Source organism: Tessaracoccus terricola (assembly GCF_054776555.1).
Window position 1 is genome coordinate 1 of the sequence record NZ_BAAHBS010000007.1, and the last position, 19269, is coordinate 19269.

Below are 19269 nucleotides of genomic sequence, written 5' to 3' on the forward strand. Positions count from 1 at the left end.
GGCGTGGGCGTGGGTGTTGGGGTCGGCGTGGGCGTGGGTGTTGGGGTCGGTGTGGGCGTGGGCGTGGGTGTTGGGGTCGGTGTGGGCGTGGGCGTGGGCGTGGGTGTTGGGGTCGGTGTGGGCGTGGGTGTTGGGGTCGGTGTGGGCGTGGGCGTGGGTGTTGGGGTCGGCGTGGGTGTTGGGGTCGGCGTGGGCGTGGGTGTTGGGGTCGGTGTGAGAGTGGGCGTCGGTGTGGGAGTGGGCGTTGGCTCTGGTGTCAGGGTTGGGGTCGGTGTGGGTGTTGGGTCCGGGCTGGGGACGGGTGAGGGATTCGGTGTCGCCGTCGGCGTGGGTGACGGCTTCTCCGGCTCGGATGGCACATGGAACCTGACGAGGTTGTTGAGTACCCAGGCACGGACCCAACGGTGGTTGAGCCTTCCGTCTTCACCAGTGAAGGCGCGGATGACATCGGCGAGGACGTAGGTCCGGCAACCGTTGCGGCCGGTCTTCGGCGTGTCGCAGACGTTGCGCCAGTGGCGGCCGTCCGCAGCGGTCCACGTGCCATCCTTGGCCAGCGGGTTCTCCTCCCACAGGTCACGCGATGAGGACTTGTATGTGAGCGAGTTGAACACCCAGCCGTTGCGACGGACATAGGTGCCGTCGGTGAAGGACACCGTGGTCGCCCAGATCAGGGTGGTGCACCGCTCGGTCCGGGAGTAGGGCTCGCAGCTGGTCCGCCACTGCCTCCCGTTGACCTCGTGGTTGCCCTCGGTCGTGTAGAGATCGACCTCTGCCCGGGCCGGCACGGTCTGCACCAGCGGTAGCAGTGCGGCCAGTAGTAGGACCGCCATCGCAAGACGTGCGTACTTCACTGTTTCCCCCGAATCGTGAATGTCACCCGGTGAGCGTGTACCGAATGATCTTGTCGTTGCTGTTGTTCGACGTGAGCACCCAGATGGAGCCGTCCGGGGCGGCGACGACGTCGCGCAGTCGGCCCGGTGACCCCTTGAGGGCTTCCGTCTGGGTTCCGACCGGGTCGTGGTCCAGCATCACCCACATCCGCTCGCCCTTCAGCGCCGCCATGTAGAGGTTCTTGTCCTTCCACAGCAGGCCGCTGGGGCTCGCCTCGTCTGGAGTCCAGGTCACCACTGGGTTGATGTAGCCGGACCGGTTGCTTGTGCCCTCCACGACGGGCCAGCCGTAGTTGCCGCCCTTGGTGATCTTGTTCAGCTCGTCGTAGCTGTTCTGCCCGAGTTCGGAGGCCCACATCGTGCCGTCCGCCGCCCAGGCCAGCCCTTGGACGTTGCGGTGGCCGTAGCTCCAGACCCTGGTGCCGAACGGGTTGTCGGACGGGACCGAGCCGTCTTCCGGGTTGATGCGCAGGATCTTGCCGGCGAGCGAGCTGCGGTCCTGCGAGCGTTCGCGCTGCCCGGCGTCGCCGGTGGCGACGTAGAGCTTGCCGTCGGGCCCGAATGCGATGCGGCCGCCGTTGTGGGCGCGCGCCTTCGGGATCCCGCTCACCAGCACCTTGGGGCTGGCGAGCCGGAGATTGGTTCCGGAGCCGGAGATCCGGTAGCTGACCACGCGGTTGTCGCTGCCGGTGGTGTAGTAGACGAACAGCTCGTTCGGTCGGGAAGGAGTGTGGGCCAGACCCAGCAGTCCGCCTTCGGCCTCGGCATGCACCGCGCTGATCGTGAGCACCGTCGACACCTGACCCCCGACGATGGTGCTGATGGTCTTGCGGTCGCGCTGGGTGAACAGCGGTTGGTTGCCCACGAACACCAGTGACCAGGGGTTGTCCAGCCGGTCTGCGATCAGGTCCCCACCTGTCGGCAGTCGAAGCTTGCCGGGCGTGCCCGGCGTGCCCGGCGTGCCGGCCTCCAGCGGCCCGAACCGAACGATGTTGTTGAAGACCCACTTCGTGGTCCAGCGGTAGGCGCGGTTGCCAGAAGAGGCGATGTAGGACTCGACCACCCTGGAGCGGGTGTAGCTGCGGCAGCCGTTGCGGCCGGTGTTGGCGTTGTCGCACTCGGTGCGCCACCTGCGCCCGTCGTCCGCCGTCCATTCGCCCGGACGGCCGAGCGGGTTGGCGGCCCAGAGGCTGCGGGGCGACGACTTGTAGGTGAGGTTGTTGAACACCCATGCTTGCTGCTGGGTGAAGCCCGAGCCGCTGGCCACCACCGTGGTGGCCCAGATGTAGGTCCTGCAGCGCTGCGTCTGCGAGTAGGGTTCGCAGCTGGTCTGCCACTGCCTGCCGTTTACGTTGTGGGTCCCGGGTGTGGTGTAGACGTCCACCTCGGCACGGGCAGGCAGGGCCTGTGTGAATGGGAGCATCGCCACCGCGAGGACGGCGAACAACAGGGCACGAACGGACTTCACATTTCCCCCATGTGATTGTGTCCCCGGGCTTCCGCGCCCGGGCCGTTCCCAAGGTTATGTGAGAGTCGATGAAAAGTCGATGGTTTTCTCAGGGTTGGGTTGGCAAGGTCCTTCCCGTGATCGTCGAGACGGGCGAATAGTGCTTCTCGTCCCCGATCAGACGGTAGGCGCGCACCTCGAAGGTGTACTCCGTGTCCGGAGCCAGGTTGGAGAACTTGTAGCCCGGGTCCGGATCGTCACAGGGTGCCGTCGGAAACGTGCCGTGCAGGTGCCAGTCCGTGAATTCGCCACCGCGCATCTCGTAGAAGATGTCGGGCTGGCAGACCCCGTTCGACTCGGGAACCCGGTTGATCACGATGCTGATCGCCGTGTCGGTCCGGTTGACCGGACCCCGCAGCGGGGGCGCCGACAGCACCCGCGGATCGTAGGTGGGTTCCGGTGTAGGGGTCGGGTCCGGGGTGGGACTCGGGTCGACGGTCGGGGTCGGCTCCGAGGTGGTGGGTTCGGCGGACGGGCTCGGCTCCGGTGTCGGCGTGGGCTCCGGCGTCGGGGTCGCGGTGGGGCGCTCCCCGGTGGTGGTGCCCGTGATGCTGATGGCGGCCGAGAACGTCTTGAGGCCCTCGTCCAGGTGCACGGCCCGCACCGCCAGCTCGTAGGAGGTCCCGGCGATGAGGTTGTCGAACTTGTAGCCCACCCGGTCACGATCGCAGGCTCCCTCGAACCCGCCGGCCTCGATCCAGGGCCCGACGTCCACGCGCACTTGGTAGGTGATCTGGGGGGAGCACACTCCCGAGGACACCAGTGGCCGCAGGAAGCCGATGCTGATCGTGTTGGTGGACTGGTTGGTGATCCCGATGCTCCGCGGGGCCATCTCGTCGGACGTCGGAGGTGCGCTGGGATCGGTGGTCGGCGTCGGGCTCTGGGGGTCCGTCGGCGTCGCGCTCGGCGTGGCCGAGGCGGTCATGGTCGGCGTGGCGCTGGGGGAGGGCGCGGTGCCGCTGGTGGCTGCGGTGATGCCCGCGGGCCGCGAGTAGGTCTTCGTCCCGCCGACGTCCCGCACGGCCCTGATCTCCAGCACGTACTCGGTTCCCGGGGCGAGGCCGTCGAACTTGTAGCCGACCGTCGTCTGGGTGCAGGCACCGTTGAAGTTGCCCACGTCGCTCCACGCGCCGGCGTCGACGCGGACCTGGTAGGTGGTCTCAGGCGAGCACTCGGGAGCATCGGTGGACCGGGTGAATCGGATGCTGATCGAGTCCTCGCCCCGGTTCGAGACCCCGACGATCTCGGGCGCGGCCAGGGAGCCGGGCGTGGGACTGTTGCTCGCGGTTGCAGTCGCAGTCGCGGAGGGGCTGGCCGACGGTGTCGCCGACTGCGTGGCAGTGGGGGACGCCGACGCAGCCGCCGTGGGGGTCGCCGTGGCCGGTGGCGGGGTGGCGGGCCGGGTGGTCAGGGTGGGCGTCGGCCGAGGTGTCCGGTTCGGGCTCGCTGCGGCCGGCGTGAACCGGACGATGTTGTTGAAGATCCAGTTGGTGCTCCAGCGGAACGCCCGCTCACCCGTAGGCTCCAGGAAGGACTCGATCACACTGGCACGGATGTAGGCGCGGCAGGCGCCGTTGCCGGTGGCGGGGGTGTCGCACTCCACCCGCCACTGCCGCCCGTCGTCCGCGGTCCAGTTGAGCTTCGCCCCCGGCGTCCCGTAGCCGCCCAGGGGGTTGGCGTGCCAGACCGACCGTGGGGATGCCTTGTAGGTGAGGTTGTTGAAGACCCAGCCCGTCTTCTGCACGAAGCGGCCGTCGACCTCCTGGACCTGGGTGGCGATGATCTCGGTGGTGCACCGCTCGGTCACGGAATAGGGCTCACAGGTGGTCCGCCACTGGCGGCCGTTGACCAGGTGGGTGCCCTCGTCGGTGTAGACGTCCAGTGCGGTGGCGCCCTCGGGTGGCACGGCCAGTGGCGCCAGCACCACCGAGAGCGCCACCACGCACAGCACACGAAACAGTTTCACGATGTCCCCCGACCCTCGTCAACAGTTCTTGTGCATCCGGCGTCGGGTGCACGCTCGAGAGCCTAGCAGTCTGAAAGCAGACGTGTCCGGGAGCCGTTGAGAACTTTCAGGCGGTCAGCTCGCGTAGTCGGTCACCTCGGGGATGGGACGCGGCCAGGCCCCCATCTCCTTCCACGTGAAGTCCGGGACGCGCCCGAAGAAGCCGCGCAGGAAGTCGGAGAACCACGCCAGTTCCTGGGCGTCCCAGTTCCGGCGCTCCACGAGGATCCGGCCGTCGCGTTCGATGCTGAAGGGCACGGGCCGCGAGCGCAGGAAGTACTCCATCTGGCGGGGGTGGACGACGTCGTGGGCGAACCGCGCCGAGGGGCTGCGGACCTTGAACGCGTCGTTGAAGGCGGTGGACTCGAAGCTGAGCTTCTTGCCGAACATCCCCCAGTTGAAGGACAGTTCGTGGAACGGGAACGTGGTCTGGAACTCGCAGATCACCTCGGAGTGGTGCTCGGTGCGGGTGGTGGTGTTGCCCTTCGAGTCCGTGGTGGTGTGGGTGGTCTCCCAGCGGTGGGTGAGCCGGATGAACGGCAGCCCGAAGTTGCTGGACTGCACGATGTCCTCGGCGCGGTGGTTGTGGCCACCCCGGGTGTGGTTGACCAGCCCCAGGAAGCTGTCGTCGCGGGGCACGTAGACCCAGTGCGAACGGCCGTGGAACGAGAGGTGCTGGGGAGCGGGTTCGCCGGTGAACTGCATCGCAGGAGAGGCGACGAGGGCCGCGTGGACCCCGGCCAACCACTCGACGGCGGTGGCCAACTCCTCCACGTCGCGGGGGACATGGAGCATCACCAGCTGGTCGTGGTCCACGCCGACGTCCACGCGGATCGGCTTGCCGTCGGTGTCCACGGGAGGCCGCGCAGTGGCGCCCGCCACGGCAGTGAAGGCCGCCTGCCCGAACGCCACGTCGGTGGCCACGCCCTGCAGCGCGCCGGGGTTCACCACCTGGCCGCTGACGGCCTCACGCGGCGCGGACTGCTCGAACAGGTAGAACTCGGGCAGCGAGCGGGGCAGGCGCATCGTCAGTACGTACCCGTCGCTGCGGAAGAACTGGCTGCGGTACCGGAACGCCTGGAACCCGGTGCCTGACTGGGAGGCGCCCACCACCTGGTCGTCGACGCTGCGGGAAAACCCGAGACCGAACGGCGGGCAGTTCAGGCCCACGGCGATCCGGATGTCGGGGCGCTCCACCCAGGTCCAGCCCCGGGCGCGGATCGCCTTGACGTAGCGGTGCTTGCGCACGATGAAGAAGACCGCGAACCCAATCCCGACGGCCACGATTGCGAGTACGACCGAGAGCCACGGCTCCACGGCTACCTCCCCCTTGTCGATGACAGTGCCTCGAGTGTAGGCATCTGGAGCGTCACTAGGACACGAGCAGGACCACGGTGCTGCCCTCCGGAACCGACGAACCGCGGCCGGGATCGGTTCCGGAGGCGATCTCCAGGGCCAGGGGGAAGTCGGTGGCGTAGCGCTTCTCCACCTTCAGGCCGAGGTCCTCGAGGATGGCGGTGGCCTCGTCGGTGCTCTTGTAGCGCACGTCGGGGATCTCCACCATGACGGGCCCGAGTGACTTCACCAGCGCGATGCTGTCGCCCTTGAAGCCCGTGCCCGAGTTCGGGGTCTGGGAGATCACGAGCCCTGCCTTGACGGAGCCGCTGTGCTCCTCGGTCACGGAGACCTTGAACCCTGCGGCCTCGAGTTCCTTCCTGGCGGCGGCGGCGTCGCGCCCGGTGTAGTCCGCGATGGCGATCGGTTGGGGACCCTTGGACACGGTCAGGTCGACGACGGTGTCCCGCTTGAGTGCGGTGCCCGCTTCCTGCGAGGCGGCGGTGACCACTCCCGGGGCGACGGACTCGGACCACGCCTCGGTGACCGTCCCGACCAGCAGGTTCTGGGCGGCCAGCAGTGAGCGGGCCTCGTCGATGCCCTTGCCCACCACCTCGGGCATGCCGTAGCGCTCGGGTCCCTTGGAGACCGTGATGGTTACCGTCTCCCCGCGCAGGAGTCTGGAGCCGGCCTCGGGATCGGTGGTGATCACCAGCCCGGCGGCGACGTCCTCGGAGTAGTCGGTGACGGTCTCGGAGCGCAGGTCGTTGGCGGCCACCGCGGCCAGGGCCTCGGCCTCGGTTCCGGCCACCATTGTCGGCACGACGGTGAACCGCCCGGACATCCACCACCAGGAGCCGAAACCGGCTCCGGCCGTGAGCAGCAGCACCAGCACCAGCGCGACGACGCCCCGGCGGCGACGGTGGACCGGCGAGTGGGACAGGTGCACGTTCGGGAACACCGGGGTGCGGCTCAGCCGCGGCTGCCTGCCGGAGTCCTCGCTCCTCGGCGAGATGGGCGAACGACGTTGCGTGGGGGAGTCCGCACTGGTGCTGGGGCGGGGACGCACCGGCTCCCAGGCGGGCGAGGCCGGCCGGGTCAGGACGCCGGTGGCGGCGGTCGAGGAATGGTTGGGCAGCGGCGCGGACACGTGGCTGCGCGGGTGGCTGCCGGCCGTGGCCCCGACGGCGGCGGCAATGGGGCGCGGACGAGGGGTCGGGCGCGGCGCGATCGGTTGGGTGAGGTCGCCGTCGCGGACCACCACCGGCCGCAGGCTGCGCGCCAACTCCGGGTTGTCCGCCTGTGGGTCCTTCAGCAGTGCTGCGCGGACCTCCCTGAGGCGCTTCAGCATCACGCGGCCGTCGGCGAGCCGGTTCTCCGGGTCACGCGCCGTGCAGGCGGCGACGAACGCGTCGACGTGGTCCGGGATCCGCCAGCCGCGGTGGCCCTGCTCCGCGAACCTCTCCGACGGGGCGGTCACGTCCACGTTCACGTGCCGGTAGGCGATCTGGTAGTTGTTCTCGCCCGTGTGCGGCTTGGTGCCGGTGAGCATCTCGAAGGCGACGATCCCCGCCGAGTAGATGTCGCTGCGGGCATCGGGGCGCGAGTGCGTGACCAGTTCCGGGGGCAGGTAGCTGGCGGTGCCGACGAGCACCCCGGTGGCGGTCATCTGCGGTGAGGTCATGAGCCGGGCCAGGCCGAAGTCGGCCACCTTGACCTGCCCGCGCGTGGAGATCAACACGTTCTCGGGCTTGATGTCGCGGTGCACGAGACCCGCCTCGTGGGCGCACGCGAGGGCGGAGACGATGGGTTCCAGCAGGTCCAGCGCGTCGGCGGGGGACAGGGGGGCCTCGCGGCTGATGACGCGACGCAGCGTCTCACCCTCCACGAACTCCATCACGATGTAGGGGCGGCCCTGGGCGGTGCCCTGGTCGAAGACGCCGACGACGGCGGGGTGGTTCAGGGTGGCGGCGGCACGGGCCTCGCGATCGAACTTGGCCGCGAACTCGTCGTCCTCGCCGAGGTCGGTGCGCATGACCTTCACGGCGACCGTGCGAGTCAGTCGCTGGTCGCGTGCGCGATACACCGTTGCCATTCCGCCCCGCGCCAGCTTCGCCAGAATCTCGTAGCGACCGTCCAACACGTGGCCAACCAACGGGTCGTAAGTGCTGCTCATCAAGAACACCTGCTCCAAACACGGTCGGGGAAGTAGGCCGTGTCAGCCCGTGGGGCCGATTGTAGGCACCGGCAACAACACGCACACGTTAGGCGCGCCGGGCGGAAGTATGACATGGACCACTGACAACTCCGAAATCCCCTTCAGCGCCCTGAGCGGCTCGGCGGCGGTTACGCTGTGAACGTGACTGCACTGATGAGTCTTGGAACGCGCCTGGCGCTCGCCAGGATCGCGCTGCACGCCCGCGCCGACCAGGCCGACGTCGAACGCCTCGCACCCGTCATCCGGGCCGGAGTGGACCTGCTGGTGCTGGGCTCGGCGGGTGACGACGCGCGGGACGCGGACGTCCTCGGTGCTTTCCGGGAGGTCTACGCGCACGTGCCGTTGCTGCTCGCCACGGCCAACGGGGACTGCGCGAAGGACGCCTCCGCCGACGTGGTGCACCTGGAGAAGCCCGGCTGGAAGCTGTGGGGCTCCTACCCGAAGGGGCACCAGTGGAGTCTGCTGGGCCGCAACGCCTGCGACGCCCGCACCGTGCGCCGCCCCGGTGGCGAGTGGCAGTATCTGTTCGTCGGGCCCCTCGGCGCCGACGACGTCGACTCCCCACCGTTGGCGGAAGCCGTCGCCACCCAGCGCCCGTTCACCCGTGACGCGCTGCCCTGGTTCGTCCTGGGTGACTTCGGCGCGGAGACGATCGCCCCCTTCCTGGCGGCCGGTGCGCGCAGGGTGGCACTCACCGACACAGTGCTGGACGACCCAGACCCCGTGGCTCGGGTGGCCGCGGTCAGGGCGGCGGTGGAGCGCGCCTGGGAGGGCGACGGCGACGCGAAGGCCTACCGGTTGGCCGCGACGGCCTTCTGAGGCACGATCCGCGGCCGGTAGCCCCGGATCGCGGCCGTGATCCACCAGGTGAGCTCCACGGCCACCATCCCGATGACGCCCGCGACGATCCCCGTGGACATGAACGCGGAGTTGGAGATGTCCAGGTGGAAGAACGTGGCTGCCGGCTCCCACAGGAACACCGCCACGTAGAAGGCGTACCCGAACCCCACCAGCGCCACCCGCCACAGGAACCACGGCCGCGAAACCACCGCCAGCACCCACGAGGCAGTCATGATCAGGGCGGCGAGGGTGGCGGTGGACGCCTGCACCTGGACGTGGTCCGGGACCTCGCCCAGTCCGCGGGTCAGCAGGTAGGTGACGTAGGACACGGTGGCGATGATCAGGCCGAACGGGATGCCCGCACCCAGCGTGCGGCGCACGAATCCCGGCCGAGCGCGCTCCCGGTTCGGGGCCAGGCTCAGCAGGAAGGCGGGGATCCCGATCGTGAACCAGCCGACGATGGTCATGTGCAGCGGCAGGAACGGGCTCGGCAGCCCCACCACGCCCACCAGCAGGGCCAGCGTCGCCGCGTAGACGGTCTTGGTCAGGAACAGTTTCGCGACGCGCTCGATGTTCCCGATCACCCGGCGCCCCTCGGCCACCACGTGGGGCAGGGTCGCGAACCTGTCGTCGAGCAGCACGATCTGGGCCACGGAGCGGGTCGCGGGGGAGCCCGAGCCCATGGCCACGCCGAGGTCGGCGTCCTTCAGGGCGAGGACGTCGTTGACGCCGTCGCCGGTCATCGCGACGGCGTGGCCCTCGGACTGCAGGGCATCCACCATCCGGCGCTTCTGCTGCGGGGTGACCCGCCCGAACACGCTGCCACTGTTCACGGCGGAGCGGAACTCGGTCTCGTCGTCTGACAGGGTGCGGGCGTCGACGGCGTCGTCGACGGAGACCCCGAGCTTGCGCGTCACCGCCCCGACGGAGGCGGCGTTGTCCCCGGAGATCACCTTGACCGACACGTCCTGGCCGCGGAAGTACTCTAGGGTCTCACCGGCGTCGGGGCGCAGCAGCTGGTCCAGGACGAGCAGCGCCATCGGCTCCAGGTCCCCGGGCGCGTCCGGCGCGTCGACCACGCTGGTGGCCTCCGCCAGCAGCAGCACCCGGCGGCCCGTCGAGCCGATCTCGTCCGCCTGTCGTGCCACGGCGCCGCCGGCGAGGACGTCGGGGGCGCCGAGCACCCAGTTGCCGTGTCCGGCGAAGGAGACCCCGGACCACTTCTTCGCGGAGGTGAACGGGGCACGGCCGATGACCCGCCAACGCTCCCGAGCCGCCGCCACGTCCTCCGCGATCGCCTGCATCGAAGCGTTGGGGGTGGGGTCCGCGGCCACCATCTGGGACAGCACCTCGCGGATCCGGGTCTCGTCGGCTCCGTCCACCCGGATCACCTCGCCGAGGGTCATCGCGTTCTGGGTGAGGGTGCCGGTCTTGTCCGCGCACACGACGCTGACCCGGGCGAGCCCCTCGATGGCCGGCAACTCCTGCACCAGGGCGTTGCGCCGGCCCAGCCGGATCACGCCGAGGGCGAAGGCCATGGAGGTCAGCAGCACGAGCCCCTCGGGAACCATGGGAACCAGGGCGCCGGTCATGCGCAGCACCATCTCGCGCCACGTGGCGCCGTCCTGGTTGAACTGCACCCAGACGGTCAGCAGGCCCACCGGGACGAGGATGAAGCTGATGAACTTCAGGATGGAGTCGATGCCCTGGCGCAGCTCGGAGCGCACCAGCGTGAACTTCGCCGCCTGCGCGGTGATCTGGGCGGCGTAGGCGTCCGCGCCCACCTTGCGGGCCCGGTAGTACCCCGTGCCGGAGACGACGAACGCGCCGCTGAGGACCTCGTCGCCCTCCAGCTTGGGCTCCGGGTCCGCCTCGCCGGTGAGCATCGACTCGTCGAGCTCGAGGTAGTCGGCCCACACCACCTCGCCGTCCACCACCACCTGGTCACCGGGGCCGACGACGATCAGGTCGTCGATGACCACCTCGTCGCGGCTGATGGTGTGGCGCAGGCCGTCGCGGATCACAGTCGGGTGCGCCTCGCCCACCACCGCCAGCCTGTCCAGGGTCCGCTTCGCCCGGACCTCCTGGATGATGCCGATGATGGAGTTGGCGATGATCAGGGTCCCGAACAACCCCTGGGTGACGTGCCCGGTGGACATGACGAGCACGAACAGGATGAACAGCATCACGTTCACGCGGGTGAACACGTTGGCCCGGACGATCTGGCCGGTGGTGCGCCCGGACCGGTCCGGGAGGGTGTTGACCTTGCCCTCGGCGACCCGCTGCGCAACCTCGTCGCTGGTCAGGCCGCCGTGCGGGTCATCGGTCACGCTTGACGCTCAGCTCGGCGAGGCGGGTGAGGGCCGTGCGTCCCTCGTCGCTCATCAGGACGCTCCCGAGGGCGGTGAGCGCCTCGGAGGTGCCCCTGTCGATGAGTTCCTCCACGTGGGTGAGGGCGCCGGTGTCCTCGATGATCTCCCGCGCGACGGAGACCTGTTCGTCGGTCAGGTCCTCGTGGCCGAGCAGGTCCTCGAGCCGGCCGCGTTGGGTGGCGTCGCCCCGGTCCAGGGCGGTCAGCACGAGGATGGTGCGCTTGCCCTCCCGCAGGTCCCCGCCCGTGGGCTTGCCGGTGGCCGCCTCGTCGCCGTAGACGCCCAGCACGTCGTCACGCAGCTGGAACGCCGCGCCCAGCGCGGAGCCGAACTCGCCGAGGGCGTCCTGCAGGTGCTGGTCATCGGCGCCCAGCGCCGCGCCCGCCTGCGCGGGGCGGCGCACGGAGTAGCTGGCGGTCTTGTACTCGAGGATCTTGCGGGCATCGGCGAGTTCGTCCGCAGTGCTGCGGGCGCCGGTGACGCCGAAGGCGGCGCTGACGTCCAGGAACTGGCCCGCGGTGACCTCGGTGCGCATGGCCGAGAGCTTGGTGCGCGCCCGGGCGAGGGCGTCGGTGGGCAGCCCGGAGTTCTCGAACAACTCGAGGCTCCACACCAGCAGGAGGTCGCCGAGCAGGATGGCGGCAGCGGTGCCGTACTGCTCGGCGTCGCCACGCCCACCGGCCTCGAGGTGGCGGGCGCCGAACTGGCGGTGCGCCGAGGGCACCCCGCGGCGGGTGTCGGAGGCGTCGATCAGGTCGTCGTGGACGAGCGCGGAGACGTGCAGCAGGTCCAGGGAGGCGGAGGCCCGCAGCAGTGCCCGCGGGTCGTCCGGGTGGCCGGCGGCGGCCACGTAGGACCAGTAGCAGAACGCCGGCCGCAGGCGCTTGCCGCCTGCGGTGAACGTCTTGGCGAGATCGAGCATCGGGGTGCCACCGATCTCTGCGACGACGTCGGCCTGGCTGTCCAGGAAGTCGGAGGTGGCGCCGCTGATTCCGTCCAGGAACTCGGGGCCGAGGGGATTCGAAGGATCTGGCTGCACGTCAACGAGTCTATTCGTAGGGGCAATCGGGGACATCACCCACCGGCTGGTGGTTGAGTGGGCCCATGCGCATCGCACTCGCCCAGGTCACGGCAACCACGGATCCGCAGACGAACCTGGAACTCGTCGGCGATCGGTGCAGACGCGCCGCCGCGGCCGGGGCCGAACTCGTCGTCTTCCCGGAGGCGACGATGTGCGCCTTCACCCGGGCGCCGTCCGAGGTCGCCGAGCAGCTCGACGGGCCGTGGGCCACCGCGGTTCGGGAACTCGCCGGAAGGCTCGGGGTCACCATCGTGGCCGGCATGTTCACCACCGCCGACGACGGACGCGTCCACAACACCCTGCTCGTGGCCGGGGCCACCGAGGCGCGCTACGACAAGATCCACCTCTACGACGCACTCGGCCACCTCGAGTCGGAACACGTCGCGCCCGGTGCAGTGCCCGTGGTGGTGGAGATCGGCGGCGTGGGGGTGGGGTTGGCCACCTGCTACGACGTCCGCTTCCCCGCCCTGTTCACCAGGCTCGCCGAGCTGGGGGCCGAGGTCGTCCTCGTCCCGGCGGCCTGGGCGCCGGGGCCGGGCAAGTCCCACCAGTGGCGAACCCTCACCACCGCCCGGGCCCTCGACAGCACCTGTGTGGTGGTGGCCGTCGACCAGGCCGGTGTGGGCGACGTGGAGGTCACAGGCCCGCCGACGGGGGTCGGTGCCTCCCGGGTGGTGGCAGCCGACGGCACCGTGCTCCACGAACTGGGGGTGGGTCCCGAACTGGTGGTGGTGGACGTCGACCCGGCTGGCGTCGCCGAGGTCCGCGAGCAGTTGCCGGTGCTGCGCAACGCGTCCCGGCTCAGCGTCGGCTGAGCCGCCGGACGCCCTCGTCCAGCACCGCGTCGGTCTTGCTGAACGCGAACCGCACCGTGGTGCGCCACTGCCCGGGATGGTCGCTGAACACGGGGACGGGGATGGCCGCGACGCCGCGCTGCGTGGGCAGCGCCCGGCAGAACGTCACCGCGTCGTCGGCGCCGATGCCGCTGATGTCCGCGCACACGAAGTAGGTGCCGTCGCTGGCGGCGGGCACCAGTCCGGTGCCGGCGAGCGCGGCGCTCAGCCGGTCGCGCTTGCCCCGGAGCGACTCCCGCAGCCCTCGGACCCAGTCCTGCTCGTGGCGCAGCGCGTGGGCCACGGCCGGCTGGAACGGACCCGCGCCGACGTAGGTGATGAACTGCTTGGCGGTCAGCACGGCGTCCAGCAGTGGTTCCGGGGCGAGCGCCCAGCCCGTCTTCCAGCCGGTGACGTTGAACGTCTTGGCGGCGCTGGAGACGCTGACGGTGCGCTCCCGCATCCCCGGCAGCGTACCGATCGGGACGTGTGCCGGCCCGAAGGTGAGGTGCTCATAGACCTCGTCTGCCAGCACGAGCAGGTCGTGCTCGACGGCCAGCGCCGCGATGCCCCGCAGTTCCGCCTCGGTGAACACGGTTCCGGTGGGGTTGTGGGGCGAGTTCACCACGATCATCGCCGTGGCCGGCGTGATGGCGGCGCGCACGGCGTCCAGGTCGACGGCGAACCGGTGGCCGTCGCGCACCAGTGGGACGCTGACGCGCCTCGCGCCGGCCATGGCCACCGCAGCGGCGTACGAGTCGTAGAAGGGATCGAGGAGGATCACCTCGCTGCCCGGCTCCACCAGCCCAAGCACCGCGGCGGTGATTGCCTCGGTGGCGCCGACGGTGACCAGCACCTCCTCGTCCGGGTCGAAGGTGCCCGCACCGCGGGCGGTGCGGTCGTCGGCGACGGCCTGCCGCAGCTCCGCGATTCCCCGCCCCGGTGGGTACTGGTTGTTGCCGCCGGCGATCTGCTCCTGCGCGATCTCCAGCATCCGCGCCGGACCGTCCCAGTCCGGGAAGCCCTGTCCCAGGTTGACGGCGTCGTGCTGCCTGGCCAGCTCCGACATCTCGGCGAAGATCGTGCCCTGGAAGTCCGCGAGGCGGGAGACGGTCCGTGGGGGAATGGCTGCAGGCATGCCTGCGATCCTACGCATCTCACCGGTGGGCCCGCAGGAGGCCGGGCGGCGGCGGCTCTCCTATCCTTGGCCGCATGCCCACCGCCCTCCACGACCCGAGGACCGTCGCCCAACTGCTCGAGGCGGCCGATGGTCCGCTGCTGAGCTACGAGTTCTTCCCGCCCCGCAAGGCGGAGGAGGAGCAGCGGTTCTGGACCACCGTCGAGAAGCTCGAGGCGTTCGACCCGGACTTCATGTCGGTGACCTACGGCGCCAGCGGCTCCACGCGGGAGCGCACCATCGAGGCCACTCGCAAGCTGGCGGCGCGCGGCACCCTCACCGTCGGCCATCTCACCTGTGTCTCCCAGTCCCGGCAGGACACGGCCCGCACGCTCGCGGCCTTCGACGAGGCCGGCGTCCACAACATCCTCGCGATCCGCGGGGACATGCCGGGCGGGCCGCACGTGCCGTGGGAGCAGCACCCCGAGGGCATCGCCACGGCCACCGAGATGGTGGAGTTCATCAAGTCCCGCGGCGAGTTCTGCGTCGGTGTGGCCGCCTTCCCCAACGTCCACCAGCCGGACAACGACCCGGAACTGGACGCCCGCATCGTGGTGGAGAAGGCGGCGGCGGGTGCCGACTACGCCATCACCCAGCTGTTCTTCGAGGGGCACCGCTACACCGAGCTGGTGGACCGGGTCCGCTCCCGCGGCTGCGACATCCCCATCATCCCGGGCATCGCCCCGCTGACGGTCATCACCCAGGTGGAGCGGTTCGCACAGCTGGCCGACTGCGAACTGCCCGCCGACTTCGTGGCCCAGCTGAACGCCGCCGCCGACCCGGCGGAGGTCCGACGCATCGGCATCCAGCGCGCCGTCGACGTCTGCCTCGAGGTGCTCGAGGCGGGGGCGCCCGGGCTGCAGTTCTTCACCCAGAACCGCTGGATGGCTACTTCAGAAGTGATCTCCACGCTGCCGGGGTTCCGGGCTCGGTGACGTCCAGCGTCGTCATCCGCTGGGTGGCTCGCGTGAGGGCCACGTAGAGCACCCGCTCCGCTCCCGGCGCTTGGGCGACGATCTCGTCCGGTGCCACCACCAGGACCCCGTCGTACTCGAGGCCCTTGGCCTGCAGCGCCGTGACCACCACCAGGCGCTCCTCGATCCCGGCGAGCTGCTCGTCGGACATGGTGAGCTTCGTGACCTCGACGAGGCGGGATGCCGGGACCACGACGCCGACGGTGCCGCCCACCTGTCCCGCCAGCTCGCGGACGTGGCGCACCAGGTCCCTCGGCAGGTCCGTGGGGGTGGTCGTGGCCAGCTGAGGCTCCACACCCGTGGAACGCACGGCCTTCGGCAGGTCGGCCTCGGGGAACACCTTCACGATCACCTTCGCGGCGAGGTCGAAGACCTCCTGCGGGGAGCGGTAGTTGGTGCTCAGGGTGAACGTGCGACGCGGCCCGCGCCCGACGATCTCGTCCAGTGCCTTCGCGGTCTCGTCCTGGTGGGGGTAGGAACTCTGCGCCGGGTCGCCGACGATCGTCCACGACGACTGGGGCCCGCGACGGCGGAGCAGCCGCCACTGCATGGGGGTGATGTCCTGGCCCTCGTCCACGAGGATGTGGGCGAAGGTCTGCTGCGGGTCGGCGTCGGGGTCCTCGACCCGTTCCGTGCGCAGCACGTCGGCGGTCGTGACGAGCTCGTTGACCTCGTCCAGGCCCACGAACAGGGGCTCGTCGGACTCGTCGGGGTCCACCGGCGGCGGCCCCAGGATGTCCAGCAACTCGTCGAGCAGCGCCATGTCCGCCACGGACCAGCCCGTGACCTCGGAGTGGTCCCCGTCGGCCTGCAGCCAGGTGTAGCTCTCCACCAGGTCCGCGCGCTCGCGCTCGGTCAGCTTGGGGGCCACCTGCTCCACCACACGCGGGTCGGCCAGGCGGGCGAGCACCCGGGGGGTGCTGAGGGCGGGCCACCAGGCGTTCATGAACATCTGCAGGCTCGCCTGCTCGCGGATCAGGCCGTGCACCTCGTCCTCGCCCAGGTCCACGTCGTCGGGCAGCTTGCGCGCGAGCGCCGCCACCACCTGGTCCAGGGCCTGGCCCCGGCCGCGGTTCAGCTTGGTGTGGGAGAGCACGTTGTCCCGGATCCGGTTCAGCTCGGCCTCCTGGAGGACGAGCACCTCGCCCTTGACCGTGACGCGCACGCGCAGGGTCTCGGGGCCGGAGATCATGGGCAGCCGCACCAGCCGGCGCAGCACGTCGAGCATCCGCAGGCTGCCCTTCAGGGTGGCGGCCGCGGCCCTGTCGATCCGCTCGCTGGACATCCCGAGGACGTCGCCGGCCACCGAGCCGATGGCCTTCAGGGTGACCGAGTCCTCGCCGAGGCTGGGCAGCACTCGCTCGATGTAGTTCATGAACACGTTCGACGGCCCCACCACCAGCACGCCGCCCTTCTCGAGGCGGGCGCGGTTGGAGTAGAGGAGGTAGGCGGCGCGGTGCAGCGCCACCACCGTCTTGCCGGTGCCGGGGCCACCCGCGATCACGGTGACGCCCTGGTAGGGGGCGCGGATGGCCTCGTCCTGTTCCGCCTGGATGGTGGCGACGATGTCCTTCATCGTGCGGCCGCGCGCACGGGTCAGCGACGCCATCAGCGCGCCCTCCCCGAGGATCGGCAGGTCCGTCTCGGCCTCGGAGTCCAGCAGGTCGTCCTCGAGCCCAACCACCTTGTCGTCGCGGCAGCGCAGGACCCGGCGCCGGATCACTCCCATGGGCTCGGTCTGGGTGGCGCGGTAGAAGGGCTCGGCGGCAGGTGCCCGCCAGTCGATCACGAGGGGCTCGTACTCGTCGTCGCGCACCCCGAGGCGGCCGATGTGGCGGACCTCGTCCTCGGGTTCGGACATGTCCAGCCGGCCGAAGACCAGTCCCTCGTGTTCGGCGTCGAGCACCGCCAGCCGCTTGGCCGCCTGGTAGGCGAAGGCGTCGCGTTCGAACAGTGCGGTGCCGTCCTCCTCCCGCATCCAGTTGGTGCGGTCGGTCATGAAGATCTCGCGTCCCTGCCGGGCCACCTGCTTCGCGCTCGCCGTCGCGTTGGCGAGGTTTGCGTAGACCTTGTCGACGTGGGCCTGTTCCAGAGCGATTTCTCGTTCCAGGTCATGGCGTGAAGTGGTCAAAAGATTGCATCCTCAACTAGAGACTGACGTACAAGCTTACCCCTTGGGTCCCGCCGGTGCTGTCCACTACCCGAGGGCCGGGCCGGCTCAGCGTGGTGATCCTGATGCCTCACCAGCATGATCGCCACACTGGGCGCCCGCCGTGCCAGGTTCGCCGGCCCGAGGCTGCGTCAGAGATCGTCCCGGTTGGGGTTCGGCAACTGGTTGGTGCCACCGGGACCGGGGGAGCGGTCCTTGGCGCGTCGAACGGCGGAGGCCGCGAACAGCACCGGCAGGATGAGTAGCAGCCAGAAGGGGAAGTGGCCGAACACCAGGAAGGCGACCGATGCCGCGGCGACCAGCAGGGGAAGGGCCACCGCAACCATCCGGGGGCCGGGGTTCTGGGAAGCGGTGCGGGCGGCCAAGCTCTTGCGGCGCCACCCCGAGGCGTCGGGGGCGAGTTCCCCCTTCCGCCGGAATCGGCTGGGGGTTGCTCGTGGAGCGGCGGGGGCCGGGACCACGAGGTCCGTGATGATGGGGACCAGGTCTCCGAGGTGCTCGGCGGCCAGGGCCGCGTCGAGGCGCTGCGAGTGCTCCTCGGTGCGCAGCCGTCCCTCGGCGTAGGCGTTCGCGAGGATGGACGCGGCGTGGTCACGGTCGCGGTCGGAGGCACGCAGTCGACGGCCGGACCGACCGCGCGGGTCGGTGCTGAAACCGGCCCAGGGGCTTTGCGTGCTCATCGATCCAGCCTACCGGGGCGGAAGTCCTTGTTCGTCGGGCGGGAGTCCTCGCCGGTCAGGCGCTCGTGCAACTCGTAGACCGCCAGTGCGGCACTGCCCAGTTCGGCCCACGGCTCCGAACCCGCCGGGGACGACGCCGAGGCCCGCAGGACGTCCGAGACCACCGGTGGGCGCCGCAGCCAGTGGCGGGCGCGGCGGGTCTCGAGCCCCCAGCGCGGGTCCGGGGTGGGGGAGGTGTGGTCGTGGACGGTGGAGAGCACGCCCTCGGTGATGGGGCGCAGCCATGTCACCACGGGCCGTGGGCCGGTGTGGTCCACCGTCTCCGTGATGCCGTCGACGCTGCCCTCCCGCAACTCGTGGTGCACGCGTGGGGCCCGTGCGGGTCCCGGGCCCCGGGCGAAGGCGACGGCGGGTCGGGCGGCGCCGGGGCGGCAGTCCACGTCCGGTGTGCCCGTGCCCTGCCCCAAGACCTCGACGCCACGCTCCGCCAGGCGGGCGGCGAGCAGGTCCACCAGCACCGAGGGGCGTTGTGCGACGCCGTCGGAATCGATGACCTGCCAACGCCCGAAGAGCTGCTCCACGTGGAGGCGGACCGCCAGCAGGGCGGGGGACCGGGACGAGTCCCCGAGGTCCGTGACCAGCCGCCCCAGGGGCGAGGCCAGGTCCGCGGCCAGGTCCCCGAGGCTGCGGTCCAGCCACAGGCTGCGCCGCTGCTCACGGGTGGTCACGGGGGCCACGCCCTCGAGCGCGTGGTGGCGATAGGCCCGCCAGAGCTCGTCGAGACCGTCCACCAGCTTGCGCCAGCGGGCCGCGGCACCGGCTCCGAAGGCGGCTGTCACGGCTCGGTGCCGCGCTCCCCGTTCGGTGGGGAGGGCGACGACGGTGCCGTCGGCGAAGCGGTGCTCGGCAGCCGGTGCCTCGGCCCATTCCAGGCCGCCCCGGTTGAACTCGGCCTGCAGGTGCCCGCCGGACTTCTTGAACAGGTCCCGCCAGGTGGCGGGCAGCTGGACCACCTGCGGCATCGCGTCGACGAGGTGCCCGCCCGGTCCGGGGACGGCGGCCCAGCGGGTGCCGAGGGGTTCGCCGTCGGTGATGAGGGTGACCCCGTGTCCGAGCCGTGCCAACCGGGCAGCGGCGGCCATCCCGGCGATGGAGGCGCCGCGCACAGTCAGGGTCATGTGCCAGAC

At 70.5% G+C, this 19269-nt stretch carries 14 protein-coding genes; 3 read left to right on the plus strand and 11 right to left on the minus strand.

Features of this window, described 5'->3' with window-relative positions:
* The 5 genes from ACYU7G_RS15935 to ACYU7G_RS15955 form a co-directional block, all read right to left on the minus strand.
* The coding region (locus tag ACYU7G_RS15935) for a hypothetical protein (RefSeq protein ID WP_461109649.1) at nt 1–851 on the minus strand (851 nt) is incomplete at its 3' end.
* 22 nt (nt 852–873) lie between these two features.
* Nucleotides 874–2358 (minus strand): PQQ-dependent sugar dehydrogenase, encoded by a 1485-nt coding sequence (locus tag ACYU7G_RS15940; protein WP_461109651.1) that lies wholly within the window; start codon nt 2356–2358, stop codon nt 874–876.
* Nucleotides 2359–2446: 88 nt separating this feature from the next.
* Nucleotides 2447–4363 (minus strand): fibronectin type III domain-containing protein, encoded by a 1917-nt coding sequence (locus tag ACYU7G_RS15945; RefSeq protein ID WP_461109653.1) that lies wholly within the window; start codon nt 4361–4363, stop codon nt 2447–2449.
* A gap of 114 nt (nt 4364–4477) precedes the next feature.
* Entirely contained in the window at nt 4478–5686 is a 1209-nt protein-coding gene (locus tag ACYU7G_RS15950) for a hypothetical protein (protein ID WP_461109655.1), read from the minus strand.
* A gap of 88 nt (nt 5687–5774) precedes the next feature.
* A complete protein-coding gene (locus tag ACYU7G_RS15955; protein ID WP_461109657.1) occupies nt 5775–7913 on the minus strand; it encodes a protein kinase domain-containing protein in 2139 nt (712 codons plus the stop codon).
* 183 nt (nt 7914–8096) lie between these two features.
* Here ACYU7G_RS15955 and ACYU7G_RS15960 point away from each other — a divergent pair, with 183 nt between their 5' ends.
* Complete coding sequence (locus ACYU7G_RS15960; protein WP_461109659.1) at nt 8097–8774, plus strand: beta/alpha barrel domain-containing protein; 678 nt, start codon at nt 8097–8099, stop codon at nt 8772–8774.
* On the opposite strand, the gene ACYU7G_RS15965 is transcribed toward ACYU7G_RS15960, so the two are convergent.
* Nucleotides 8747–11125: an HAD-IC family P-type ATPase gene (locus tag ACYU7G_RS15965; RefSeq protein ID WP_461109661.1), complete on the minus strand. Its 2379-nt coding sequence runs from the start codon at nt 11123–11125 to the stop codon at nt 8747–8749. The genes ACYU7G_RS15960 and ACYU7G_RS15965 overlap by 28 nt on opposite strands.
* Nucleotides 11115–12242: a polyprenyl synthetase family protein gene (locus tag ACYU7G_RS15970; RefSeq protein ID WP_461109662.1), complete on the minus strand. Its 1128-nt coding sequence runs from the start codon at nt 12240–12242 to the stop codon at nt 11115–11117. Before ACYU7G_RS15970 ends, ACYU7G_RS15965 begins: the two co-directional genes overlap by 11 nt.
* A gap of 29 nt (nt 12243–12271) precedes the next feature.
* Between ACYU7G_RS15970 and ACYU7G_RS15975 the strand changes: the two genes are divergently transcribed.
* On the plus strand, nt 12272–13063 hold the full coding sequence (locus ACYU7G_RS15975) for a nitrilase-related carbon-nitrogen hydrolase (protein ID WP_461109664.1): 792 nt from the start codon (nt 12272–12274) through the stop codon (nt 13061–13063).
* Here ACYU7G_RS15975 and ACYU7G_RS15980 read toward each other — a convergent pair.
* Entirely contained in the window at nt 13050–14219 is a 1170-nt protein-coding gene (locus ACYU7G_RS15980) for a pyridoxal phosphate-dependent aminotransferase (RefSeq protein WP_461109666.1), read from the minus strand. The two genes, ACYU7G_RS15975 and ACYU7G_RS15980, sit on opposite strands and share 14 nt — an antisense overlap.
* A 74-nt stretch (nt 14220–14293) precedes the next feature.
* Between ACYU7G_RS15980 and ACYU7G_RS15985 the strand changes: the two genes are divergently transcribed.
* Nucleotides 14294–15193, plus strand: coding sequence for a methylenetetrahydrofolate reductase (locus tag ACYU7G_RS15985; protein ID WP_461109668.1), 900 nt, complete (start codon nt 14294–14296; stop codon nt 15191–15193).
* Here ACYU7G_RS15985 and ACYU7G_RS15990 read toward each other — a convergent pair.
* From ACYU7G_RS15990 to ACYU7G_RS16000, 3 genes are all read right to left on the minus strand, one after another.
* On the minus strand, nt 15147–17363 hold the full coding sequence (locus tag ACYU7G_RS15990; protein WP_461109670.1) for a HelD family protein: 2217 nt from the start codon (nt 17361–17363) through the stop codon (nt 15147–15149). The genes ACYU7G_RS15985 and ACYU7G_RS15990 overlap by 47 nt on opposite strands.
* A 170-nt stretch (nt 17364–17533) precedes the next feature.
* Nucleotides 17534–18082 carry a DUF1707 SHOCT-like domain-containing protein gene (locus tag ACYU7G_RS15995; protein WP_461109672.1) on the minus strand — a complete coding sequence of 183 codons (549 nt, stop codon included), beginning with the start codon at nt 18080–18082 and terminating at the stop codon, nt 17534–17536.
* Complete coding sequence (locus ACYU7G_RS16000) at nt 18079–19260, minus strand: hypothetical protein (protein ID WP_461109674.1); 1182 nt, start codon at nt 19258–19260, stop codon at nt 18079–18081. Before ACYU7G_RS16000 ends, ACYU7G_RS15995 begins: the two co-directional genes overlap by 4 nt.
* Between the last annotated feature and the right edge of the window lie 9 nt (nt 19261–19269).